Raw genomic sequence first — 24527 nt, forward strand, 5'->3', positions numbered from 1 at the left:
CGCCGTGACGAACCAAATCGCCTGGTCAGGCAATGTCCGGAGTGGCCCCGACCGCCTGCTCCAGCAGGCCACGTCGGTATTCCTCCAGGGCCACCAGATCTCCGAACAGCGCGGAGTAACCCTCCGGGTCCTCGGCGGGGCTCATCCGCTGCACCCGGGACTTGAGATCCGCGATCTGCCCGGACACCCACACCTCCTGCAGCCGCGCCAGCACGCCCGAGATGTAACGGGGCATCGCCTCCTCGGATGCGCGCAGTGTCTCCACCGCCAGCGCGCCGACCAGACGACTCAGCCCCTCGTCCTTCAGTCCCCCGGAGACCTCGCTGACCCAGTTCGCGCCGCTCTTGCCGGCCACACACCCCCCGGCCCCGGCGAGCGCTCCGGCGATCGCAGAATACGCCGGATGCGTATAGCACTCCTGCGGCAACGAGTCGAACAACGGACCCGCCAGACCCGGGTACTGCAGGGCCGCCTTGATCGCCTCGCGTTGCGGCCAGAGCACCGGATCCGCAGGAGCGGGCAGCGGGACACCGGGCCGGGCCTCGGGTGACCGCTGCGCATCTGCCGCCGTCTCGTCGTCGTACCCCCGCTTCTCACCCCCCGCACGATCCCAGCCGGGCCGGGCGCCCCCACCGGGGCCACCCGGCGCGCGGCGGCGTCCGCCCGGGCCCGACGGACGGGAGCGCCCCTTCTTGCGCGACTCCTCGCGAACCCGCCGCACGACCAGCGACGGATCGTCCCATCCCACCCAGCCGGCGAGCTGGCGCGCGTACTCGTCCCGCAGCGACGAATCGCGGATGTCGGCCACCACCGGCACCGTGCGGCGCAACGCCTCCACGCGCCCCTCGGCGTGGTCGAGATCATGCTCCTCGAGCATCGAACGGATCGCGAACTCGAACATCGGCACCCGCGAGGAGACCAGGTCACGCACCGCCGCGTCCCCGCGGTTCTGGCGGATGTCGCACGGATCCTGGCCCGGCGGGGCCACCGCGACGAATGTGCGGCCCGAGAACTGCTGGTCGCCGGCGAACGCGCGCAGTGCCGCCTTCTTGCCGGCCTCGTCGCCGTCGAAGGTGTAGACGATCTCGCCGCGGAAGTAATTGTCGTCCAGCATCAGCCGTCGCAGCGTCGACAGATGATCCTCGCCGAACGCGGTGCCACACGCGGCCACCGCCGTGGTGACCCCGGCCGCGTGCATGGCCATGACATCCGTATAGCCCTCGACCACCACGGCCCGGCGCTGCGAGGCGATGTCACGCTTGGCCAGGTCCAGTCCGAACAGCACCTGCGACTTCTTGTACAGCATCGTCTCGGGCGTGTTCATGTACTTGCCCAGCTTGTCGTCCTCGAAGAGCTTGCGGGCACCGAAGCCGATCACCTCGCCAGCCAGGTTCCGAATCGGCCACAACAGCCGGCGATGGAAGCGGTCGATGAGCGTGCCACGCGAGCTGGTCTTGGACAGACCGGCCGCCTCGAGCTCGGAGGCCTCGAAGCCCTGGCGCATGAGGTGCTTGCTCATGGTGTCCCAGCCCGCCGGTGCGTACCCACACCCGAAATGCTCGGCCTGACCCATGTCGAAGCCGCGCTCGGTGAGGAAGTCCCGCGCGATCTGCGCCTCCGCGTCCTCCCGCAGGCGCTCGGCATAGAACTTCTGGGCCGCCGCGTTGGCCAGCGCGAGCCGGGAGCGCGTCCCGCGATCACGCTGGACCACCTGCCCGCCGCCCTCGTAGGTGATGCGGTAGCCGATCCTGTCCGCCAGCTGCTCGACGGCCTCGACGAACCCGATGTGCTCCATCTTCATGAGGAAGGCGAAGACATCCCCGCCCTCGCCGGTGGAGAAGCAGTGGAAGTAACCGTGCTGCGGGCGTACGTGGAACGACGGGGTCTTCTCGTCCTTGAACGGCGACAGGCCCTTCATCGAGTCCGCGCCGCCTGGTTTGAGCGCAACGTACTCGCCGACGATCTCCTCGATACGGGTGCGCTCGCGGATCGCGGCGATGTCCTGCTCCGGAATCCGCCCTGCCATGACGCCCAGAGTAGCGGCCCGTGCCGGACCGCGCCTGCCGCCGATGCCGGGCCGATACGCTGGGCCCATGATCGTCACCCTCCCCTCGCCGGCCGCCATCGGGACGCGCCGGACCCGGTTCACCGCGGCACTGGCGCTGGTCGTCGCGTTTCTCGCGACCTCGATGCTCTGGGCCGCGCCGGGCGCCATGGCCGACCAGCCATTGCGACTCCAGCAACGGGTCACTGATTCCGCAGGCGTCCTGGGTGCCCGTACAGGAGAGGTCGAGACCCGGATCTCGGAGCTGCAATCGACGGACTCCATCAAGCTCTGGGTGGCCTATGTGGACACCTTCGACGGCATGCGCCCGCAGACATGGGCCGAGCAGACCCACCGGCTCTCGCAGTTCGGAACGAGGGACGCGATGCTCGTGGTGGCGGTCGACGAACGCGCTTACTGGTTCGAGTACGGCGCTCTCGACGCCCGGGCCACCGACCAGATCGCTGCACAAGACATCGAACCGCACCTGGCGGTCCGGGACTGGGCCGGCGCGGCGATCGGCGCCGCCGACGGACTGGAGCGGCAGGGATCCGGGTCCGAGGTCTCCCCCGTGGCGATGCTGATCGGGATCGCCGTGATCATCGCGCTCGTGGTGGGACTGGTGCTGTTCAGCCGCCGACGCCGCGCCGCGAAGACCGCCAGGCAGATCGAGGACGCCCGCGACATCGCCGGCGACGACACGGCCAGGATGTCCGCCCTGCCCGTGGAGGTGCTCGACGCCCGCGCCCGCGCAGGCCTCGTCGACGCGGACCAGGCGGTGGAGGCGTCCGCGACGGCACTGAAGACGGCGGCCGGGGAGTTCGGCGAGCTGCGGACCCGGCCGTTCCGCTCGGCCCTGGACACCGCCCACGCCGAGGTCAACGCGGCGCACGCGTTGATCCAGCGCCTCGACGACGACATCCCCGAGACCCCCGACCAGCGCAGGAGCATGCTGCTCGAGGTGGCCGCCCGCGCCGAACGCGCGGAGCGAGGACTCGAGGGTCAGGCCAAGGCGTTCTCCGACATGCGTGACCTTCTCATCAACGGCGCCGCCTCGGTCGACGCCCTCACCCGACGGGCGATCAGCCTGCGTGCCCGGATCCCCGAGGCCGAGAAGTCGATGGAGAGCCTGCGGCAACAGTTCCCGCCGACGGTCCTGTCCTCGATCACCGACAACCTGTCGTTGGCCGAACAGATGCTCGACGCGGCCGATGCCGATACCGCCCGCGCCCGCGAGGCGCTGGCCCGCCCGGTGGGCGAGCAGGCCGAGGCAGTGGACGCCATCACCACCGCCGAGGGCGAGCTGACGCAAGCCGAGAAGCTCGTCGACGGCGTGGACCACGCGGCCGACGACATCGTCACCGCGCGCCGGGACCTGCCCGCACTGATCGCCGAGGTCGACGAGGAGCTGGCGATCGCCGGCCGTCTGCTGGCCTCCACCGATGTCAGCGATGCCACCAGCCGCACTCTCTCCACGGTCGCGACGACAGCACGGGCGGCGGCTGATCAGGCGCGCGCGCAGGGCCAGTCGGACCCGCTGGGCAACTTCTCCCGGCTCATCGACGTGGACCGGAACCTCGACGAGGCCCTGGCCGCCGCAGGCCACGAGGCCGAGGCCGCCGGTCGCGCCCGCGCCGCCCGCCAGGCCGCGCTCACCCGCGCCCGGGGCGCCGTCCGCGAGGCCGACGACTTCATCGGTAGCCGATCGGCCGTGATCGGACAGGCCGCACGCACCCGGCTCGCCGGGGCCAAGGACGCCCTGGCCACGGCCGAGGCGACCGCGGGCCCGGCCGCGTTCCCCGCCGCCGATCGCGCACTGTCACTGGCCCGGGAGGCACTCCGCCTGGCGCAGTCCGACGCCTCCCGCCCCCAGTACGGCAGCGGACCGTACGGCCGCGGCCCTCGAGGGGGTCGCGGCGGATCCAACACCGGCGCGATGGTAGGCGGGATGATCGCCGGCGCCCTGATCCAGGGCATGGCGCGCGGCGGCGGATCGAGCTTCGGCCGAAGCCGCGGTGGCTTCGGTGGCGGGTTCGGCGGCGGTGGGTTCGGTGGCGGCGGAGGCGGCGGCTTCGGTGGCGCGGGCGGGCGATTCTGACGATGACGCGCCCACGCATCGCTCTGCTTTCGCTTCTGGTCGTGATCGTGGTGGTCGCGGCTGCTCTCGTCGTCGTCGGATCCATCTACCGACCGATGCTGCGCACCGGCACCGGGTACGCCGCGCACAACGCGTGCGCCGTCACCTTCCTCACCGGGCGCGCCGACCCGGAGACGGACCTGCCTCCCAACCCGTTGGTGCCGTACCTGCGGACCGACGTCGACGAGGAGGAGGGCACGGCCGCCGTCTCGGTCCTGGGCGTGGCATTCCGGCAGACGGCGTACGTCTCGGAGTACGGATGCGCACTCGGTGACCGTGTCGCCGGATCGCAGCAGTCCGCACCTCCCCCAGAGCTCGTCGCACCGGGCCCCGAGGGCATCGATCTCCCCGTGGACGAGGAGTCCCGGGCCGACGTCGAGACCGCACTCGACGAGGCCGCCGCGCAGGAGGGAACGCGGGGTCTCGTCGTGGTCCACGATGGCCGGATCATCGGCGAGCGGTACGCGGACGGGTTCGACGCCGACACCCGGCAGCTCGGCTGGTCCATGGGCAAGAGTGTGGCCTCCACACTCGTCGGACGCGCCCGACTCGAGCACCCGGACGCCGACCTCGACCCGGACGGGACCGGGCTGCGCCCCGAATGGACCGACGAGCGCGCACAGATCTCGCTGGACGACCTGATGCGCATGACCTCGGGCCTGGAATGGGACGAGGAATACGACCTCGGCACCCCCATCACCCAGATGCTCTTCGACGCGCCCGACATGGCCGCGTTCGCCGCCTCACAGTCGCTCGCCCACGAACCGGGCACCTACCGCCAATACTCCTCCGGTACCACCAACCTGATCTGCGACCTCCTGCACGAACGCACGGGCATGGGTCCCGGGATGGCCGAGGAACTGCTCTTCCGGCCCCTGGGGATGCGCAGCGCCGTGCTCGAGGCCGACGCCTCCGGCCACTCCGTCTGCAGCTCATACCTGTGGGCCACGCCCAGGGATTTCGCCCGCTTCGGCCAGTTCGCGCTGGACGACGGCGTGGTGAACGGCGACAGGCTGCTGCCCGAGGGCTGGATGGAGTACTCGACGACCGTCGTCCCGGCCGAGGGTGAAACCGAGCCGTACGGCGCCCAGTGGTGGGTGAACGTCGCCGGAGACGGGACGCCACCGCGGATGGATATGCCAGAGGACGCGTACTGGGCCTCCGGGCATGACGGGCAGTACGTGGTGGTGGTCCCCTCGGCCGACCTCGTGGTCGTGCGAACCGGGTTCACCCCCGGCGCCACCATGGATTCGCTCGAGGTGGACCGTCTCGTCAGCGATCTGACCCGGGCGGTTGGATGACGGCGCCCTCCGGTGTGATCACCCGGGCCCTCCGCTCCCTCGGCGCTCGGGATCCCGCGCGGGAACGACTCCGAAAGATGCTCTCCGTCACCACCGGGGTCCTTCTGAGTGTGCTGTGGGGCTACGGCGTCATCCACGTTCTCGACGCCGACAGTGGTCTGCTGTCCATGTCGGTGTTCCTGTCCCTGATGTCCGGGCTCTTCGTCAAGGATTCGACCGCATCGGCCCGCGTACTGACCACCGGGCTACTAATACCCACCCTTATCCTCGTGCCACTTCTGGCCACGGCCCTGCACTCACAGCGCATCATCATGCTCACCGTGTTCGTCTTGATCTCCGGTATCACCGTGTGGATCAGGCGATTCGGGGCACGGGCCACCGCGGTGGGCACCCTCGCGTTCTTCGCATATTTTTTTACCCTGTTCATACACCCCAGCCCGAAGGACCTACCTGCGTTCTGCCTGATCGCGGCGGGCGCCGCGGGGATGCAGTTCGTCATGAAGCTGATCATGTGGCTCGGGCGGCACCCCGAGCGCGAACTCGGGGTGATGTTCCGCGAACTGCGCGTGGCCACCGCTGCTGCCCTCGAATCGGCCGTAGCGCCAGCGCACGCGCACGCGCTCGCGACCCGTCTCGACCGAGTCGACACGATTTGGCGGGCAATCACAGACTGGCAGAAGAACTTCCGTACCGATGCGTTCACGAACTGGGATGCCGACGCCCTCGCCCTACGTGTCCTGGACGCTTGCGTGCACGCCGAGGAGGCCTGTCACCAGCTGACTTTCGGCCACAGCGGCGGGCTCAGCCCCGTCGGGACGGGCGACCCCTACCAAGACCGCCAGCCGGATCGAAGCTCTGGCGCCGGAGACCTCGAGACGGCACTCGACAACGTGCTCGTCACCCTCGACGAGCGCACCCCCGCCACAAGGCTCGAACAGGCTCAGCGTTGGGCGCACTCTGTGGTCGACGGGGTCGATTCCCGTGAGCAGGCGAGCGCGAAACACGCCGACCTCCGCACCTACCGGCTCGCCGAGTGCGTACTCGCCCACGCGCGCCTGAAAGAAGTGGGGCTACACCCCAGGAGCGCCCCCCACGGGAACTCCGCAACGAGCCCGGTCTCGTCTGTCATAGCCACTCCGCTGGACGCCTTGTCGCCAGCCTCTACGACAGCACCCCGCTCCGGGCATGGTGTTCCACACCCACGGTGGACACGGTGGCGCGACTGGAACCCCACGAGCCGGCTCGCGATCCAGGCCATGACCGCCACCGCTCTCGCCTCCGTGGTGGGCGAGGCAATCTCCGCCACCAGGTGGTACTGGGCGGTATTGACCGCCTTCGTGGTATTCCTCAGCACGACGACCCGCAGTGGCATCCTCACCCGTGCCTACCGTCGGCTTCTGGGAACCGTGCTCGGACTGGCCTCGGGCATCGCCCTGACCTTCCTCGCCCACGACGTCAGCGGTGTCCTTCTCGCGATCTGCCTGCTGTGCGTCATGGGGATGATCTACTTCGCACCGCTCAACTACATGTTCGCCGCGTTCTTCGTCACAACCATGCTCGTGGCCGTGTACGACCTGCTCGGAGTACTGCACGGCCACCTTCTGGAAGTGCGACTCGAGGAGACCATTGCCGGCTGTGCCTGCGGGGTACTCTGCGCCTACATGCTGCTGTCCACGACCTCACGGCCAGCACTCGTCGCCAATATCAACGCGTACGTCAACGCGGTAGATGAACTGCTGCAGGAGGGGGCCGCGCTCGGCGAGTCACACACCGAATGCGGCACGTTGCTGGGCAAGGTCCACGCGGTGGAGTCGGCGCAGTCCGAGGTCGACCAGACCATCTCGGCGATGTCCGCGGCGTTCCTCGTCATCGGACACGAACGCGTCGAGTCCGCGCGCATCCTCATGGCCTACTCGTCGCGGTCGGCCGTGCGTTTCGCCCAGGTCGTCATGAGTACCGCCACCGCCCCGACTGGGGCTGCGGGGTTGGCACGGCACCACGACCTGATCCGGGATGCGGTCGACGGTGCACGGGAGGCCGCAGCGAAGGCGCGACGCCAGATCGACCATCCACCCGACGTCTCCGACCCGGGCACCGCACCGACGACTACATCCGCCGAGTCTGCGGAGGAGCTTTCACCCGACGTCGAGGATCCCACGGTCAGAGCCGCATTGATCGCACTCGCCCGTTTCACCTGGGTGATGCGCCGACTCAGCGAGGTCCTCGAACCGTCAGAGGACCGACGCTTCCGACGGGAACGCACACACGCCCAGTAGCTGGCGCATGCCGGATGACGGTCAGCCCCACGCCGCCTGAATGCCGGCGCTGGCCCGGTCGATCCGTTCGAGTCTGCTCTCGGTGTACAGCGCGATCTGGTCGACGATGACCCGCACCCGCGCGGCGTCGTCCCCGGCGGCATCCCACAGCGGTCGCAGCACGGGGTCGAGCGCCGCGTGACCGGAGTGGGCCAGGTACTCGGCCACCCGATGGATACGGTCGCGTTGGCGGTCCTGCCGGACCCGGTGGCCCGGGTCGCTCATCACGTAGCGCACGGCCATCGTCTTGAGCATCACCACCTCGGCCTCGACCTCCACCGGTACCTCCAGATCCGCGCTGTACCGGCCGTGCGGCACCGCGCCGTGCACCTCACGGGTGGTGTGGATGGCCGGCATGACGAAGCGTCCCACCAGCTCGCTGGTCAGCGCCTTGAGCGCCACCATGCCCCGGAAACTCTCGTCGAAGGGCTGGACGACCCGGACCACCTCCAGCGCGCCGAGCCGCTCGGCGGCCTGCTCCAACTGATCGGCGTCGGGGCCACGGAATTCCGTGGCCCCCATCTCCGCGAGCGCGGCGACCTCCGAGGCGTCGGACAGCGAACGCAGATCCAACCGTCCGGCGACGATCGCGTCCTCCACATCGTGGACCGAGTAGGCCACGTCGTCGGAGAAATCCATGATCTGGGCCTCCAGCGACCGGGTGTCACCGGGCGCTCCCTGCCGTATCCATTCCAGGATCTCGGCGTCCTCGGCGTAGGCCCCGAACTTGGTGGTGCCCTCGCGGGGCAACCACGGGTACTTGGTCGCCGCGTCCAGCGCCGCGCGGGTGAGGTTGAGCCCCACCCCGGTGCCGCGGTCGTCGACCACCTTGGGTTCCAGACGCGACAGGATCCGGATGGTCTGCGCGTTGCCCTCGTAGCCGCCACAACCGCGCGCCACCTCGTCCAGGGCCCGTTCGCCGTTGTGCCCGTACGGCGGATGACCGATGTCGTGGCTCAGCCCAGCTAGGTCCGCGAGGTCGGGATCGCAGCCCAGGCCAGCGGCGATGCTGCGGGAGATCTGCGCGACCTCGAGCGAATGGGTGAGGCGGGTCCGCGGGGTGTCCCCGTCGCCCGGCCCGACGACCTGCGTCTTGTCCGCCAGCCGCCGCAACGCGGCCGAATGCAGGACACGCGCGCGATCCCGTTCGAAGGGGCTGCGCTCACTGGCCGAGGGTCGGCCCCGGCCAGGGTGCTCGTCGACACGGCGTTCCGCGTCCGCCTCGCTGTAGGCGTATCCCGTCATGCCGTCACTCCTAGTCGGGGAAGTCCACGTTGCTCCCGGCGAGCCGCTGGTACTGATACCAGAGCACCGCCCCGGTCTCCCGGATGATGCTCATGATCTGGTTCTCCCTGGTCCACACCGCGGGACCGTGTCGCGTCGGCGAGGTCCAGGCATCGAGACCCACGTCGTGCGCCATCATCCGCGACCGATACGAGTGGGTGGGGTCACTGACCAGGACCACCGATTCGCCGCCCTGGTCCCGGACCGTCCGGGCGACGGCCTCCAGGCTTCCGACGGTGTTGGTCCCGGTCTCCACGGCGAGGATCGCCTCGGGTGGGACGCCCAGCTGGGTCAGGTAGGAGCGCCCCGATCCGGCCTCCGTGTACAGGTCACCCGGCTGACTACCGCCGACCGTGATGATCTGCGGCGCCACCCCCTCGTCGAAGAGCGTGGCCGCGTGCTCCAGCCTCGCCTGGAAGACAGGCGTGGGGATGCCGTTGTACTGCGCGGCACCCAGCACGACGATCGCATCGGCCGGCGTCCGGTCGTCTATGCGCGCCACATACCAGACGCGGAACGCGATGAAACCGGGAATGATCAGGCACGACAGCAGCGCGATGACCACGACCCATCCGAGGGCCCTGGTCACCGCGCTGCGTGGGGACCGGGTTCTACTCACCCGACCAGTGTGCCAGGAACCGGCATCAGCACCCGATGAGGCGCTCGGCGAGGTAGCCCTCCACCTGGTCGATCGCGACACGCTCCTGCGCCATGGTGTCCCGCTCGCGGATGGTCACGGCCTGGTCCTCGAGCGTGTCGAAGTCCACGGTGATACAGAACGGGGTGCCGATCTCGTCGTGGCGTCGGTAGCGGCGGCCGATGGCCTGCGCGTCGTCGAAGTCCACGTTCCAGTTCTTGCGCAGCTGCGCCGCCAGATCCCGCGCCTTGGGCGACAGGTCGGCGTTACGCGACAGCGGTAGCACCGCGGCCTTGAAGGGCGACAGGCGACGGTCGAGCTTGAGAACGGTCCGGGTGTCGACGCCGCCCTTGGCGTTGGGCGCCTCGTCCTCGGTGTAGGCGTCCACCAGGAACGCCATCAGCGAGCGGGTCAGGCCGAAGCTGGGCTCGATGACGTACGGGATGTACTTCTCGCCGGTCGCCTGGTCGAAGTACTGCAGGTCCTCGCCCGAGTGCTTCTGGTGCTGCGACAGGTCGTAGTCCGTGCGGTTGGCGATGCCCATGAGCTCGCCCCACTCGTTGCCCTGGAAGCCGAACTTGTACTCGAAGTCGATCGTGCGGGCCGAGTAATGGGCGCGCTCGTCCTGCGGCACGTCGAAGCGACGCAGGTTGTCCGGGTCGATCCCCAGATCCACGAACCAGCTCCAGCAGTCCTCGACCCAACGGTCGAACCACTCCGGGGCCTCGTCGGGCCTGGTGAAGAACTCGATTTCCATCTGCTCGAACTCGCGGGTGCGGAAGATGAAGTTGCCGGGGGTGATCTCGTTCCGGAACGCCTTGCCGATCTGGCCGATGCCGAACGGCGGCTTCCGGCGCGCCGTGGTCATGACGTTCTTGTAGTTGACGAAGATCCCCTGGGCGGTTTCCGGACGGAGGTAGTGCAGGCCCTCCTCGTTGTCCACCGGGCCGAGGTAGGTCTTGACCAGGCCGGAGAAGAGCTGCGGATCGGTCCACTTGCCCTTGGTGCCACAGTTCGGACACGCGATCTCGGACATCGGGGCATCTGCCGGGTCGTCCAGCTTCTTCTTGGCCGCGTAGGCCTCCTGCAGGTGGTCATGACGCAGGCGGGTGTGGCAGGACATGCACTCGACCAGCGGGTCGGTGAACGTCTCGACGTGACCGGAGGCCTCCCACACCCTGCGCGGCAGGATGATCGAGGAGTCCAGGCCCACCACGTCCTCGCGCGCGGTGACGAAGGTCCGCCACCACTGACGCTTGATGTTCTCCTTGAGCTCCGCACCGAGCGGACCGTAGTCCCAGGCCGAGCGGGTACCGCCGTAGATCTCGCCGCTCTGGTACACCAGTCCCCGGCGCTTGCAGAGGTTGACGACGGTGTCGATGACGGAAGCTGAGGCTGCCACGTCGGGGGTTCTCCCTTTGGTGAGTCGGTTGGCGGAGGTGTCGGGGTGGATCACCTCGGCACGGGCCGGCGCCCGGGCACTTGTCATCAGGGTATCCGGTACGGACTCCGGGTCTGGGATACTGGGGTCCCCTGCCCGAAACGACATCGGCTGCGACCTGCCGGTCGCCCAGTCCGGAAAGTGGAGACGATGGCCCCCGGATCACAGCGGACGGCCGGCGGAGAGCCGGTCACGGACGTGCACGAGTCCGGGCTCCACGCCGCCCCGGTGCCGCTCCCGCCCGCACCGGTGATGTCGGCGGCGGGGGATCTGCTCCGGGCCCTGTCCGCGCCACTGCGGATCGCGATCGTGCTCCAACTGAAGGACGGCCCCCGCTGCGTGCACGAACTCGTGGACGCGCTGGGGGTGACCCAACCGCTCGTGAGTCAGCACCTGAAGGTGCTCAAGTCCTCCGGGGTGGTCTCCTCGCACCGGCGGGGCCGCGAGATGCGCTACGAACTGCTCGACGAGCACCTGCTGAGTATCGTCGAGGCGGCGGTCGACCACGCCGGGGAAGGATGATCTCAGTGACCACCCCCGACAAGCCGATCGGTGTGCGTTCCACGAGGCAGCGCAGCGCGATCTCCGCCCTGCTCGATGAGTCCAAGGGCTTCCGGTCCGCCCAGGACCTGCATGCGGAGCTGCGCGACAAGGGCGACGCAATCGGCCTGACCACCGTGTACCGGACGTTGCAGTCGATGGCCGATGCCGGCGCCGTGGACGTGCTGCGCACCGACTCCGGCGAACTGATCTTCCGAAAGTGCTCGGACTCGCACCACCATCATCTGGTGTGCCGGGAATGCGGCTTCACTGTCGAGGTCGAGGAGCCCAAGGTCGAGATGTGGGCGCGCAGCGCAGGCCTCGCCCACGGGTTCACCGACGTCACCCACTCCGTGGAACTGTTCGGCCTCTGCGCCGAGTGCGCCGACCGGGCCGGTTGACCCGGTTCGGCCCGGGCCTGGCGTGATCGACCCGGGCCGACCACCGGGCGACGACGCCGGCCGGGGCCTCAGGGCGGGGTGACGCCCCCGAAGCGCCGGTCGCGCTCGGCGTACTCCAGGCACGCGGCCCACAGGTCACGCCGGTCGAAGTCCGGGAACAGGGTGTCCTGGAAGACGAACTCGGCGTACGCGCTCTGCCAGAGCAGGAAGTTCGACGTGCGCAGCTCGCCGGACGGCCGCAGGAACAGGTCCACGTCGGGCATGTCCGGCTCGTCCAGGTACTGCGCGAAGTCGTCCTCGGAGAGGTCGTCGGGCGAGATCTCACCGGCCGCCACCCGTCGGGCGAAGGCCTGCGCGGCATCGACGATCTCGGCGCGACCGCCGTAGTTGACGCACATCGCCAGCGTCATCACCGTGTTGTCCCGGGTCAGTTCCTCGGCCTCCTCGAGTTCCGAGATGACCGACTTCCACAGTCGGGGGCGTCGTCCCGCCCAGCGGACCCGCACCCCGAGCGCGTTCATCTCGTCGCGGCGCCGCCGGAGCACGTCCCGGTTGAAGCCCATGAGGAAGCGCACCTCCTCGGGACTGCGCTTCCAGTTCTCGGTGGAGAAGGCGTACGCGGACAGGTACGGGACCCCCATCTCGATGCATCCCTGGACCACGTCCATGAGGACGGCCTCGCCCCGCTTGTGCCCTTCGGTGCGCGGCAGTCCGCGCTCCTGGGCCCAGCGACCGTTCCCGTCCATGACCAGCGCGACGTGGCCGGGCACGAACTCCGCGGGGATCGCGGGAGGCGTGGCCCCGGACGGGTGCGGCGTCGGTGGCCGGACGGCCGCGCGCTCCCCCGCGACCGCCGCCGTGGTGCCCGCCGTGGCGGAGCGCTTACGAAATCTGGGCAGTCCGGGCACTGGACTCCTCCCTGTGGTCACGGGCGATCGCGTGCGGCGTGGGGTGTCCCACGCCGCGGTCGACGAGGGGCAGGCTGCGCAGGTCACGCTCCAGATGCCACTGGAGGTGGGCCGCGGCGATCCCCGAGGCCTGCCGGACGACGGCGGGCGAGGACACCGCGACGGCCTCCCACTGCCCGGCCATCAGCGCCGCGAGATGCTCGGCGACGCCGGGCGAGAGCATCGCACACCCCTGCGGCCGGCAGTGCACGCACACAGTGCCGCCGGAGGGCACGTGGAACGCCCGGTGCGGCCCCACCACGCCGCAGCGCACGCAGCAGTCCAGGACCGGCTCCCAGCCGGAGGCGGACATGGCACGCAGAAGGAAGGCGTCGGCGACCAGCCCCGGGGAACGTCGCTGCTCCGCGAGGGAGCGCAGGGCGCCGACGGCGAGGCCGAGCAGCCGCGGGGTCGGAGCCCCCTCCTCGCCTGCGAGTCGTTCCGCGGTCTCCAGGACCACGCATCCGGAGGTGTACGAGGGATAGTCGGCCACGAGCGGGCGGGCCAGGGACTCCCGGCTCGAGGCCTGGCGGACCGTCCCCAGCCCACTCCGGCCACGGCCGGGCGCGATCTGCACCTCCACCACGGCGAACGGCTCGAGGCTCGCGCCCATGCGTGAGCGGGTGCGGCGCACCGCCCGGGCGACCGCGCGGACCAGTCCGTGCTGCTCGGTCAGCAGCGTGACGATCCGGTCGGCCTCACCGAGGTCATAGGTACGCACGACGAGACCGGTGTCGGTGAAGGGATGCATCCCGGTCTCCTCTCGGCATCGGTGCGGCGGCGCTGGGCGTCCGCGCGAAGGTTCATCATCCCACTGGCGGCGGCCGGAGCCTAGAAGCCGAGCCGCCCCAACATCTTGGGATCGCGCTGCCACTCCTTGAGCACCTTGACGTGCAGATCCAGATAGACCCTGGTGCCCAGTAGCTTCTCGATCCCGGCGCGGGCCTGCGTGCCCACGTCGCGCATGCGGGCACCCTTCGGGCCCAGGACGATCGCCTTCTGGCTCTGGCGCTCGACGTACACGGTCGCGTGCACGTCCACCATGTCGTCGCGGCCCTCGTGCGGCAGGACCTCTTCGATGGTCACCGCGATCGAGTGTGGCAGTTCGTCACGCACGCCCTCGAGCGCCGCCTCACGGATGAGCTCGGCCATCCGGGACTCGTCGGATTCCTCGGTGATGATGTCGTCGGGATAGAACTGCGGCCCCTCCGGCAGCAATGAGGCGATGACCTCGGCCACTACGTCGACCTGCTCTCCCGAGACCGCCGACACGGGGACCACCTCGGCCTCCGGGCCCAGGAACTTCGACACGGCGACGAGCTGCTCCATGACCTTCTGCTTGGAGACCGAGTCGATCTTGGTCACCAGGCCCATCACCGGCGTCGTGGGGCACAGGGCGCGGACCTGCTCGAGGATCCACTTGTCGCCGGGGCCGATCCGCTCACCGGCGGGGAAGCACATCCCGATCAGGTCGACGTCGGAGAAGGTCTCCTCCACCAACGCGTTGAGTCGCTCGCCCAGCAGGGTGCGGGGCCGGTGCAGGCCGGGGGTGTCCACGAGGATGATCTGGGCGTTCTCCCGGTGCACGATGCCGCGGATCGCGTGACGGGTGGTCTGGGGGCGCGACGAGGTGATCGCGATCTTCTCCCCCACCAGCGCGTTGGTCAGCGTCGATTTACCGGTGTTGGGACGTCCGACGAAACTGACGAACCCACTGCGGAACCCCTCGGGCGTGCTCATCTGTTCTCCTCGTCGTCGTCACTACCGGTCTTCTCCACGGCGGCGCGCTCGGCCACCACGGTCACCACTTTCACGCGTCCCCGCCGGTCGTGCCCGCCCTCGGCGCGCAGGTCGAGTCCCGTGGAGACCACGCGTGCGCCCGGCAGCGGGACGCGCCCGAGCTCCAGGGCGAGCAACCCTCCGAGGGTCTCGACCTCCTCGGTGACCTCGCCCGGGAACTCGATGTCGAACAGGTCGGCCACCTCGTCCAGGCCCAGCCGCGCAGACAGCCGGTACCGGCCGGCCCCGATCTCCTCTACAGGAGGCACCTCGGTGGTGTCGTACTCGTCGACGATCTCGCCGACGATCTCCTCGAGGATGTCCTCGATGGACACCAGGCCGGCGGTCCCGCCGTACTCGTCGACGAGGATCGCCAGGTGGTTGTGGTCGCGCTGCATCTCCGAGAGCAGGTCGTCGATCCGCTTGGCGTCGGGCACGAACACCGCCGGCCGCATGACCTCGGCGACCGGTGCCGCCCGGCCGTCCGGGTCGTCGAGGCGCGCCACGATGTCGCGCAGGTACACCACGCCCACCACGTCGTCGGAATTCTCGGTGTCCACGACCGGGATCCGCGAGTAGCCGGACTTGACCGTCAGGCGCGCGGCCTGGCCGACGGTCTTGTCGGACTCGATCCACACCATCTCCGTGCGCGGCGTCATGACCTCCCGCGCCGTGGTGTCGCCGAGTTCGAAGACGGACTGGATCATGCGGGATTCGTCATCCGCGACTACCCCGCGCTCCCGCGCCATGTCCACGATCTCGAGCAGCTCGATCTCTGTGGCGAACGGGCCGTTGCGGAAGCCGCCACCCGGGGTGACGGCGTTACCCACGCCGACCAGCAACCGGGCGACCGGCCCGAGGACGATCCCCACCACCGTCATGGGTACGGCCGAGCCCAGTGCGATCGAGTAGGCGTGCTGACGGCCGAGCGTGCGCGGCCCGACCCCGGCCACCACATAGGCCGCGACCGTGGTCACGGCCGCGGCGGTCACCAGTGCCCACGCCGCCGAGTCGATGACGTCATTGAACACCACGGTGAACAGCACGGCGGTCGCCACCAGGCTCAGCACGTGGACCAGCACCGCCACGTTGATGTAGCGGGGCCGCTGCTTCAGCATCGTGGACAACCGCGCCGCCCCGTACCGGCCCTCCTTGGCCATCTCCTCCACGCGCGCCACCGACACGGTGCTCAGTGCGGCGTCGAGAGCGGAGAACAGACCGGCGGTGAGGATGAGCAGGACGGCGCCGACCGCCGCGAGGATCGTCTCGTCCACGACTCAGGCGTCCCCCGCCGGGCGTTCGTCCCGATGGTCGTACCACTCGGCCAGGAGCTCGTTCTGCAGCCCGAACATCTCCCGCTCCTCCGCGGGCTCCGCGTGGTCATAACCGAGCAGGTGCAGGCAGCCGTGGACCGTGAGCAGCGCCAGCTCGTGCGCGAGCGGATGCCCGGAGCTGGCGGCCTGGTCGGCGGCGAACGCCGGGCACAGCACGATGTCGCCGAGCATGGCGGGCCCCGGCTCGGGCAGGTCCGGGCGTCCGCCGGGGGTGAGCTCGTCCATCGGGAAGCTCATCACGTCGGTCGGCCCGGGCAGGTTCATCCACGTCACGTGGAGATCGGCCATGGTGTCCTTGTCGACGAGCGTGATGGACAACTCGGCGGCCGGGTGGACGTCCATCCGGGCGATCACGAACGCGGCCACGTCGACGAGCTCTGCCTCGTCGACCTCCACACCCGACTCGTTGGCGACCTCGATACTCATCGGCGGCGCTGCTCCCTGTTCCTGTGCGGCTCGGTGTTCCGGTGTGACCGGGTCTCGTTCTGGCCCCGTTCGAGGCGGGCTTCGTGCTTGGCATAGGCGTCCACGATCCGGCCCACCAACGCGTGCCGGACCACGTCCTTCGAGGTGAGCTCCGAGAAGTGGATGCCCTCGACCCCGGAGAGGATCTCGCGCACCACCTTCAGGCCGGAGCGCTGCCCGCCGGGCAGGTCGATCTGGGTGATGTCGCCCGTCACGACGATCTTGGACCCGAAGCCCAGGCGCGTGAGGAACATCTTCATCTGCTCGGGCGTGGTGTTCTGGGCCTCGTCCAGCACGATGAACGAGTCGTTGAGCGTGCGCCCGCGCATGTACGCCAGCGGCGCCACCTCGATCACGCCGGCCGCCATGAGCTTGGGGATTGTCTCGGGGTCCATCATGTCGTGCAGCGAGTCGAACAGCGGCCGCAGGTACGGGTCGATCTTCTCGTGCAGCGTGCCCGGCAGGTAGCCGAGCCGCTCCCCCGCCTCCACCGCGGGCCGCGTGAGGATGATGCGGCTGACCTCCTTGGCGCGCAACGCGGCGACGGCCTTGGCCATGGCGAGATAGGTCTTACCGGTGCCGGCGGGGCCGAGCCCGAAGGAGATGGTGTGCTCGTCGATCGCATCGACGTACCGCTTCTGGCCGAGCGTCTTGGGCCGGATCATCCCGCCGCGGCGCGAGAGCACGTCGGTGCCCAGCACTTCCTCGGCGGTCAGCGGACCGGACCCGGCGAGGATCTCGACCGATCGACGCACAGAGGCGGGGGTGATCTCCACGCCCTTGCGGGCCTGGCGCAGCAGGTCCGACACGACGCGGGAGGCGGTGTCGACCGCCTCCGGATGGCCGGAGACGGTCATGGTGCCGCCCCGGACGTGCAGGTCGGCGTCGAGAAGTTCCTCGAGGGTGCGGAGGTTGGTGTCGGCGGCGCCGAGCACCGCCATCGCCAGGTCGGGGTCGAGCTGGACCGCCGTGCGGACGGTATCGCTGTCTGGGGTGCTTACGTGGATCACTTCCCGTGGTGTGGTGCGGTTGCCCCGAGTGTAGTACCCGCACCGGCCCACCTCGGGGTGAGAACGCCGAGCGCCCCCAACGCGACGGCCGCGGCGGTGGAGGTGCGCAGGACCTCCGGTCCCAGTACGACGGGGCGTGCGCCGGCGCCGGTCAGTGCCTCCAGCTCGGCGTCGGAGACGCCGCCCTCGGGCCCGACGACGACGAGGACGTTCATCGGCCGCCCGTGGGCCCCGGGAGTCGGGGCGGTCACCGCGTCCGCGAACGGCACGGCCCCCTCCTCGTGCAGGATCAGCACGCGTGTTCCGGCGGCCGCCTCCTCGGCGACGAGCCGGGCCAGGGCTGCCGAGTCGAGCAGCTCACCGATCTCGGGCTCGTGGGCCCGCCGCGACTGCTTGGCGGCGGCCCGCGCGGCGTTCGCCCACTTGGTGCGGCCCTTACCCACCTTGGCGCCGGCCCAGCGACTCACGCAGCGCTCGGCCTGCCAGGGAACGATCCGGTCGGCGCCGGCCTCGGTCGCCAGCTCCACCGCCAGTTCGGAGCGTTCCGATTTGGGCAGGGCCTGGACAACCGTGACCTCCGGGACGGGGCGCGGGACGTCCGTCCGGGTGCCGACCTCGGCTTCGACGACGCCCGGGCTCGTCGTCGTCACCACACAGTCGGCCACGGCCCCACGGCCGTCACCGACGCGGATCGGTTCCCCCGGGCGGAGCCGCAGCGCGCTACCGGCGTGACGCCCCTCGGGGCCGTCGAGCACGACGGTCTCACCCACGGCCGGGACGGCCTCCACCCGGAACAGCGACGGGGTCACAGGGCGTCAGTGCCCGGCGACCGCGTCGCGCAGGCGGGAGAACAGACCGCCGCGGCGGGCGGTGTCCTCGCTGACGACCTCGGCCGAATCGCCGTCCAGGCGACGCAACTGCTCGACGAGGTCGCGGCGCTTGCGGTCGAGCTTCTCGGGCACCACGACCTCCATGTGCACGGTGAGGTCGCCTGCACCTCCACCTCGGACGCGCGGCATGCCGCGGTCGGTGAGGGTGACGGTGTGGCCGGGCTGGGTGCCGGCCGGGATCTCGATCTCGATCGGGTCACCGATGACGGTCTCGAGCTCGACGGTGCCGCCGAGCATCGCGTCGACCACCGGGACCCGCACGGTGCAGTGCAGGTCCTCGCCGTCGCGTACGAACACCGGGTGGGTGCGCTCGTTGACCTCGATGTACAGGTCCCCGGCGGGCCCGCCGCCGGGGCCCACCTCGCCCTGGCCGGACAGCCGGATCCGCATGCCGCCGCCGACACCGGCGGGGATCTTGGCGGACACGGTGCGACGCTTGCGGACGCGGCCCTGACCGGTGCAGTCACCACACGGATCGGTGATGATCTCGCCGGTCCCGGCGCACGTCGGGCAGGGGCGGCTGGTCATGATGTTGCCCAGCAGCGAGCGCTGCACGGACTGGATCTCGCCCTGGCCCTGGCACATGCCGCAGGTGGCGGGCGGCGCATCGGAGGCCGAGCCCTTGCCGTGACAGGTCTCGCACAGCACCGCCGTGTCGACCTTGATCTCCTTGGTGACGCCTGTCGCGCACTCGTCCAGGGTCAGGTTCACCCGGATGAGCGCGTCCGAACCGGGCTGGACCCGGCTGCGCGGGCCCCGGCCGCCGCCTCCGCCTCCGGCACCACCGAAGAAGGCCTCGAAAACGTCGCCGAGGCCGCCACCGAAGCCACCGCCGAATCCGCCGCCGTAACCGCCACCGCCGCCGCCGGAGTCGAGCGGATCCCCGCCCATGTCGACGATGCGTCGCTTCTCCGGGTCGGTGAGGACCTCGTAGATCGCGGTGATCTCGCTGAACCGCTCACGCGCCTCGTCCGACGGGTTGACGTCAGGGTGGAGCTCGCGGGCGAGCTTGCGGTAGGCGCGCTTGATCTCGGTCTCCGAGGCGCCCCTATCGACCCCGAGGGTCCCGTAGTAGTCGCGTGACACGTCTGACCTTTCGTTCAAGAAGACTGTTCGTGCTCGTGGTGCCGCCTGCTCGACGCCGCGGCTCCTGGAAGAGAGTACGGGGGTCAGCGCCCGCCGAGGATCTCGCCCACGTAGTGGGCAACAGCGGCGACCGAGGCGATTGTTCCCGGATAATCCATCCGGGTGGGTCCCAGCACCCCCATGCCGCCGAACGCGTGGCCCTCCGCGCCGTACTGCGAGGAGACCACCGACGCGCCGCGGATCTCGGCAGATTGGGTCTCGGCGCCGATCTGCACGGTGACGCCGCCCGGCCCGCCCGCGCCCACGGCCTGGGCGGCGGTGAGCAGACGCAGGATCACGACCTGCTCCTCCAGCGCCTCCAGCACCGATCGCAGGGAGCCGTCGAAGTCGGCGGCGCTCCGCGTGAGGTTGGCGGTGCCGCCCAGCACGATCCGGTCGTCCGGGTGCTCGACGAGCGTGTCCACGAGCACAGTGACGCAACGCTCCACCGCGTCGCGGTACGCCGGCCGGGCCTGCTCCCCCGTGGCCGTGAGTGCCGCGGAGGCGTCCGCGAGACGCTTGTCGGCCACGGCCTCGGAGAGCAGGGTCCGGATCTCGGCGAGGTGCTCCTCGGTATGCGGGGCCGCGAGCTCGACGGTTCGCTGGTCGACGCGGCCGGTGTCGGTGATGAGGACCAGCAGCAGCCGCGTGGGGGTCAGACTCACGACCTCGAGATGCCGCACGGTCGAGCGGTCGAGGACCGGGTACTGGACCACCGCGACCTGGCGGGTGAGCTGCGACAGCAGCCGAACCGCCCGCCGGAGCACGTCGTCCAGGTCGAGCGCGCCTTCGAGGAAGGCCCGGATGGCCTTGCGCTCGGCTCGCGAGAGCGGCGTGATCTCCTCGATCGAGTCGACGAAGTGGCGGTAGCCCTTCTCCGTGGGCACGCGCCCCGAGCTCGTGTGGGGCTGCACGATGAACCCCTCCGCCTCCAGCACCGCCATGTCGTTGCGGATGGTCGCGCTGGAAACTCCCAGTGCGTGCCGGTCGACGAGCGCCTTGGAGCCGACCGGTTCGTGGCAGGCGATGTAGTCCGAGACGATGGCCCGCAGAACGTCGGTCCTACGGTCTGATGCGCTCGACATGGACCGCCCTCCTTCCAGTTCTCCGGTGCTGCGTGTCTACGACCTCGCCCGCGGCACGGGCCCGATTAACCCGCTGCATGGGCCCGATTCTAGGCGAGCCCGGGCGTGTTCTCCTCAGAGGAGGATGTCGCGGACGACTCCGTCAGCCAACAGTCTGCCCGCCTCGGTGAGCGCGAAGCCGGGCCCGCCCGGGTGATCGGCCCCGCGCCGCCGCAGCAGGCCGGCCGCGACCTGCTCGCCCGCGCGTGCCCGCTCCTCGGCCGTGAACGCCTCGTCCCCGAGCCCCTCGGCCAGTCGGAGCGCGGTCATGATCAGTTCGATGTGACGGTCCTCGTCGGTGAGCCTCTCGCCGCCGTCGACGGGGAGATCGCCGGCATCGCAGGCGGCCGCGTACCGGGCGGGGTGCTTGAGGTTCCACCAGCGCGCGCCGGCCACGTGGGAGTGGGCTCCCGGCCCGACGCCCCACCAGTCGCCACCACGCCAGTAGCCCAGGTTGTGGCGGCAGTATCCGGATTCGCCCGTCGCGAAGTTGGAGACCTCGTACCAGCGGAAGCCGGCGCGCGACAGTCGCTCGCTCACCTGCTCGTACCGGTCGGCCAGGACGTCGTCGACCGTATTCGGCAGCTCGCCGCGACGGATTCGTCGTGCGAGGGCCGTACCGTCCTCGACGATGAGCGAGTAGGCGGAGACGTGGTCCACGCCGGCATTGACCACCGCATCGAGAGTGCGCGCCAGATCGTCCTCGCGTTCTCCGGGCGTCCCGTAGATGACGTCGAGGTTGACGTGCTCGAACCCCGCCCGGACGGCCTCGGCGACGGCCTCCTGTGGGCGCCCCGGGGTGTGCGCGCGGTCGAGGATCTGCAGCACGCGTGCAGAGGTCGATTGCATGCCCAGCGAGATGCGGGTGAATCCACCCTCGCGCAGTGTGGTGAAGAACTCTGGCGAGGTGGACTCGGGGTTGCTCTCCGTGGTGACCTCGGCGCCGGGGGCCAGGCCGAACGCGGAATCGATGCGGTCGAGCAGACCCACCAGGACGTCGGCCCCGACGAGGGAGGGGGTGCCACCGCCCACGAATACCGTGTCCACCTTCGGCGCGGTGCCCGAGCGGGCGAGCACGTCGGCTGCCCGTTCGATCTCGATGGCCGCGGCCCTCTCCCAGTCGACGGGCGAGGTGGCGGAGCCCAGTTCGCCCGCGGTGTAGGTGTTGAAATCGCAGTAGCCACACCGCGTCGAGCAGAACGGGACGTGAAGGTAGATCCCGAACGGCGAGGCGGGATCGCGTTCAGGTGGGGCGAGCGCGAGTCCCGCCGGGTCCACGCCGGCGGTCACGCCTGACCGGTGTCGGGGGTCGAGCCGGTCTCACCTCGAGCCTCGGGGCGGGCCGGCGTCGCGGAGGGCGCCACAGACGACGAGGCCGCGGCCGGTGCCGCGCCGGTCGGCTTGGAACCGGTCGGCTTCTGTGCGGGGGGAGTGGCGGGAGCAACCGACTTCGACGCGGACTCCGCGACCGCGGGTGCGGGCCGACCTGGTGTCTCGGCGGCGGGCTTGGTCCCGGCGGCGGGCTTCTGCGCGACAGGCGTGGCCGCGGGCGCGGGCTTCTGCGCCACCGGCTTGGACTCGGACACCTTCCTGGGCGTCCTCGTGGCGGCGGCCTTCTTCGCGGGGGTCTTCGAGGTGGCCGCCTTCTTCGCCGGGGCCTTCGTGGCGACGGCCTTCTTCGCAGGGGTCTTCGAGGTGGCGGCCTTCTTCGCCGGCGTCTTCGTGGCGACGGCCTTCTTCGCAGGGGTCGAGGCCGCCGGGGCCTCCGGTGAATCCGCCGTGGTATCCGCGGCCGGGGTCGTCTGCGCCGCTGCGGGCGAGGCCTTGCGGGGCGGGGCCTTCTTGGCGGGCGCCTTCTTGGCCGGTGCCTTCTTGGCCGGATTCTTCGGCGCGTGCTCCACCTTCGCCGAGTCCTTCGCCGACTGGCGAGCCGCCTTTCGCTGCGCACGACGGTCTGCCGCCAACTCTGTAGCCGTCTTCTTCTCCACGGCGGGTGCGCCGCTGCGCTCACGCTCGGCGGCGGCCTCGACGAACTCCGCCAACGCCTCCGTGACGGCGTCGGCGAGTGGCCACGGATCGGGTACGGAGCGCTTGCACGCGATGAATCCGAAGTGCAGCCTGCCGTCCATCGACATCACCGTGCAGTTCAGTCCCGCACCGTGGAAGACGGGACCCAGCGGCAGCATCTGCTCGATGCGGGCACCCAGGAAGTAGAGCGGGATGTTGGGCCCCGGCACGTTGGAGATGACCAGGTTGTGCACCACCGGGTGGCGCTCGGACAGCCGCAGCCGCGAGTACATCCGAACGGCCGACCCGAAGACCGAGGGGGCGGCGAACTGCGCCCAGTCGGTCAGCAGGTTGGCATCGAGTGCGTTGGTGTGGTCCTTGGCCACGACGTTGGCGTCGCGGATGGCCTCGAGGCGCTCGACCGGGTCGTCGATGTCGGTGGACAGCGACATGAACATCCCGGACACGCGGTTGGTGCCGGGGCGGGACTCCGCAGCGTGGACGGACATCGGGACCATCGCGATGAGCGGCTTCGCCGGCAGCGCGTTCTGCCCGTCGAGGTACTTGCGCAGGGCCGTGGACGTGATGGCGAGCACCACGTCGTTGACGGTGGTTCCGAACGCGTTCTTGACCCGCTTGATGTCGTCCAGGTCCACGCTCGTGAACGAAATGGTGCGGTGGCCGGTGATCGTCCGGTTGAACGGGGTCCGCGGGGCCGTGAACGGAGCCGGCATCGCCAACCCCTTGCGGGCGCGGCTGATCCAGGACGGCAGCACGCCGAGGGTCCCGGGCAGCAGGGAGGCGAGCCGCCACGGGGTGGCAAGACGCGAGAGTGCACCCCCCACCGCCAGCTCGAGCGCCCCCGAGCCCCCGGCGGTCTCCTTGACCAGGTCGGCGTCCAGCGCCGGATCGTCAGGGGTGAGCGTGCACAGCTGCGACATCATATTGGCGCCGGTGACGCCGTCGACCGTCGAATGGTGCATCTTGGCGAACACCGCGACCCGGCCGTCGGACAGACCTTCGATGACGTACATCTGCCACAGCGGCATCGAGCGATCGATCGGCTGACTGGCCAGGTGCGCGCACAGTTCGGCGAGCTCATGATCGTCCCCCGGCTCGGGCAATCCGATCCGCTGGAGATGATGATCGATGTCGAAGCTCTCGTCCTCGACCCACACCGGGTGGTCGACGTTGAGCATCGAATCGTGCAGCTTGCGCCGGAACGCCGGCATGCCGGTGACCCGGCGCGCGAGTTCGGTACGCAGCTTGTCGAAGGTGTAGCCGCCGGGAACCTCCGAGACGTCCAGAACGATCAACCCACACACGTGGAGAAGCTGAGACCGGGTCTCGAAATACAGGAAACTGGCGTCAAGTCCACTTAAACGCTGCATGACGGGAGTGTACTTCCGGAATCGACTCCACGGCGGTGGTCCGGCCGACCGCCGCGCGAGGTCAGAGAACCTCGATGAGGAACCAGGCGATGACGACGAAGACGATCAGCAGGATCAGAGCGAGGGTGACACGTGACCGGGGCATCAGCGGACCTCCTTCCCGGTCTCGGCGGGCCGGGACGCGACGAGCACCCGGAACCGGTGCACGAGAACGTCTGCGACCTTCTCGACCAGCACCGCGGTGGCCAGGAACAGCGGAATCCCCATCGCGAGCATGATCACCACCTGCAGCGGAAAGGGCAGGGTGACGAGCCAGAGCTCGACCCTGTCCCAGAACTGCAGAAACGCTGACACG

The 24527-nt window shown here is 69.9% G+C and carries 20 protein-coding genes and 1 pseudogene; 5 read left to right on the forward strand and 16 right to left on the reverse strand.

Annotated features, from left to right (window positions below; genetic code table 11):
* Positions 1–25: 25 nt before the first annotated feature.
* Positions 26–2026 (reverse strand): DNA primase, encoded by a 2001-nt coding sequence (dnaG, locus tag ACWIFB_RS02045; RefSeq protein ID WP_452099413.1) that lies wholly within the window; start codon positions 2024–2026, stop codon positions 26–28.
* A gap of 67 nt (positions 2027–2093) precedes the next feature.
* Here dnaG and ACWIFB_RS02050 point away from each other — a divergent pair, with 67 nt between their 5' ends.
* The 3 genes from ACWIFB_RS02050 to ACWIFB_RS02060 all read left to right on the forward strand — a co-directional run bounded on the left by ACWIFB_RS02050 (position 2094) and on the right by ACWIFB_RS02060 (position 7758).
* Entirely contained in the window at positions 2094–4142 is a 2049-nt protein-coding gene (locus ACWIFB_RS02050; protein ID WP_454057121.1) for a TPM domain-containing protein, read from the forward strand.
* A gap of 2 nt (positions 4143–4144) precedes the next feature.
* A complete protein-coding gene (locus tag ACWIFB_RS02055; protein WP_454057122.1) occupies positions 4145–5482 on the forward strand; it encodes a serine hydrolase domain-containing protein in 1338 nt (445 codons plus the stop codon).
* 77 nt (positions 5483–5559) lie between these two features.
* Positions 5560–7758, forward strand: coding sequence for an FUSC family protein (locus ACWIFB_RS02060; RefSeq protein ID WP_454057123.1), 2199 nt, complete (start codon positions 5560–5562; stop codon positions 7756–7758).
* A 21-nt stretch (positions 7759–7779) separates the two neighbouring features.
* Here ACWIFB_RS02060 and ACWIFB_RS02065 read toward each other — a convergent pair whose 3' ends face one another.
* The 3 genes from ACWIFB_RS02065 to ACWIFB_RS02075 are packed head-to-tail and all read right to left on the reverse strand — an operon-like array spanning position 7780 to position 11120.
* Positions 7780–9042, reverse strand: a complete 1263-nt coding sequence (locus ACWIFB_RS02065) for a deoxyguanosinetriphosphate triphosphohydrolase (protein WP_454057124.1) — start codon at positions 9040–9042, stop codon at positions 7780–7782.
* Between the two features lie 10 nt (positions 9043–9052).
* Complete coding sequence (locus tag ACWIFB_RS02070) at positions 9053–9670, reverse strand: YdcF family protein (protein ID WP_452099509.1); 618 nt, start codon at positions 9668–9670, stop codon at positions 9053–9055.
* A 55-nt stretch (positions 9671–9725) separates the two neighbouring features.
* Positions 9726–11120 carry a glycine--tRNA ligase gene (locus ACWIFB_RS02075; RefSeq protein WP_454057125.1) on the reverse strand — a complete coding sequence of 465 codons (1395 nt, stop codon included), beginning with the start codon at positions 11118–11120 and terminating at the stop codon, positions 9726–9728.
* Positions 11121–11309: 189 nt separating this feature from the next.
* On the opposite strand from ACWIFB_RS02075, the gene ACWIFB_RS02080 reads away from it, so the two are divergent.
* Together ACWIFB_RS02080 and ACWIFB_RS02085 are read left to right on the forward strand one after the other, a co-directional pair.
* Positions 11310–11681 carry an ArsR/SmtB family transcription factor gene (locus tag ACWIFB_RS02080; RefSeq protein WP_454057126.1) on the forward strand — a complete coding sequence of 124 codons (372 nt, stop codon included), beginning with the start codon at positions 11310–11312 and terminating at the stop codon, positions 11679–11681.
* 5 nt (positions 11682–11686) lie between these two features.
* Complete coding sequence (locus ACWIFB_RS02085; protein WP_452099406.1) at positions 11687–12100, forward strand: Fur family transcriptional regulator; 414 nt, start codon at positions 11687–11689, stop codon at positions 12098–12100.
* Between the two features lie 68 nt (positions 12101–12168).
* Here ACWIFB_RS02085 and ACWIFB_RS02090 read toward each other — a convergent pair whose 3' ends face one another.
* The 12 genes and pseudogenes from ACWIFB_RS02090 to ACWIFB_RS02145 all read right to left on the reverse strand — a co-directional run bounded on the left by ACWIFB_RS02090 (position 12169) and on the right by ACWIFB_RS02145 (position 24526).
* Entirely contained in the window at positions 12169–13008 is an 840-nt protein-coding gene (locus ACWIFB_RS02090; RefSeq protein WP_454057127.1) for an isoprenyl transferase, read from the reverse strand.
* The gene (gene recO / locus ACWIFB_RS02095) at positions 12983–13798 is read right to left on the reverse strand and encodes a DNA repair protein RecO (RefSeq protein ID WP_454057128.1); all 816 of its coding nucleotides are present in this window, start codon (positions 13796–13798) and stop codon (positions 12983–12985) included. The genes ACWIFB_RS02090 and recO overlap by 26 nt, the downstream gene beginning before the upstream one ends.
* A gap of 80 nt (positions 13799–13878) precedes the next feature.
* Complete coding sequence (gene era / locus ACWIFB_RS02100; RefSeq protein ID WP_452099402.1) at positions 13879–14787, reverse strand: GTPase Era; 909 nt, start codon at positions 14785–14787, stop codon at positions 13879–13881.
* Positions 14784–16100 (reverse strand): hemolysin family protein, encoded by a 1317-nt coding sequence (locus tag ACWIFB_RS02105; protein ID WP_295651032.1) that lies wholly within the window; start codon positions 16098–16100, stop codon positions 14784–14786. Before ACWIFB_RS02105 ends, era begins: the two co-directional genes overlap by 4 nt.
* 3 nt (positions 16101–16103) lie before the next feature.
* Entirely contained in the window at positions 16104–16586 is a 483-nt protein-coding gene (ybeY, locus tag ACWIFB_RS02110; protein ID WP_230929556.1) for an rRNA maturation RNase YbeY, read from the reverse strand.
* Positions 16583–17566, reverse strand: a complete 984-nt coding sequence (locus ACWIFB_RS02115; RefSeq protein ID WP_230929604.1) for a PhoH family protein — start codon at positions 17564–17566, stop codon at positions 16583–16585. Before ACWIFB_RS02115 ends, ybeY begins: the two co-directional genes overlap by 4 nt.
* 65 nt (positions 17567–17631) lie before the next feature.
* Positions 17632–18444: a 16S rRNA (uracil(1498)-N(3))-methyltransferase gene (locus tag ACWIFB_RS02120; RefSeq protein WP_452099401.1), complete on the reverse strand. Its 813-nt coding sequence runs from the start codon at positions 18442–18444 to the stop codon at positions 17632–17634.
* 6 nt (positions 18445–18450) lie between these two features.
* Positions 18451–19611: a molecular chaperone DnaJ gene (gene dnaJ / locus ACWIFB_RS02125; RefSeq protein ID WP_454057129.1), complete on the reverse strand. Its 1161-nt coding sequence runs from the start codon at positions 19609–19611 to the stop codon at positions 18451–18453.
* 83 nt (positions 19612–19694) lie between these two features.
* On the reverse strand, positions 19695–20735 hold the full coding sequence (gene hrcA, locus ACWIFB_RS02130) for a heat-inducible transcriptional repressor HrcA (RefSeq protein WP_230929559.1): 1041 nt from the start codon (positions 20733–20735) through the stop codon (positions 19695–19697).
* 114 nt (positions 20736–20849) lie between these two features.
* Entirely contained in the window at positions 20850–22052 is a 1203-nt protein-coding gene (gene hemW, locus ACWIFB_RS02135) for a radical SAM family heme chaperone HemW (protein ID WP_454057147.1), read from the reverse strand.
* A 731-nt stretch (positions 22053–22783) separates the two neighbouring features.
* A pseudogene (locus tag ACWIFB_RS02140) lies at positions 22784–24172 on the reverse strand (WS/DGAT/MGAT family O-acyltransferase); the annotation flags it as partial.
* Positions 24173–24316: 144 nt separating this feature from the next.
* Entirely contained in the window at positions 24317–24526 is a 210-nt protein-coding gene (locus ACWIFB_RS02145; protein ID WP_344989714.1) for a hypothetical protein, read from the reverse strand.
* Position 24527 lies beyond the last annotated feature (1 nt).

Source organism: Dietzia sp. NPDC055340, from assembly GCF_053645335.1.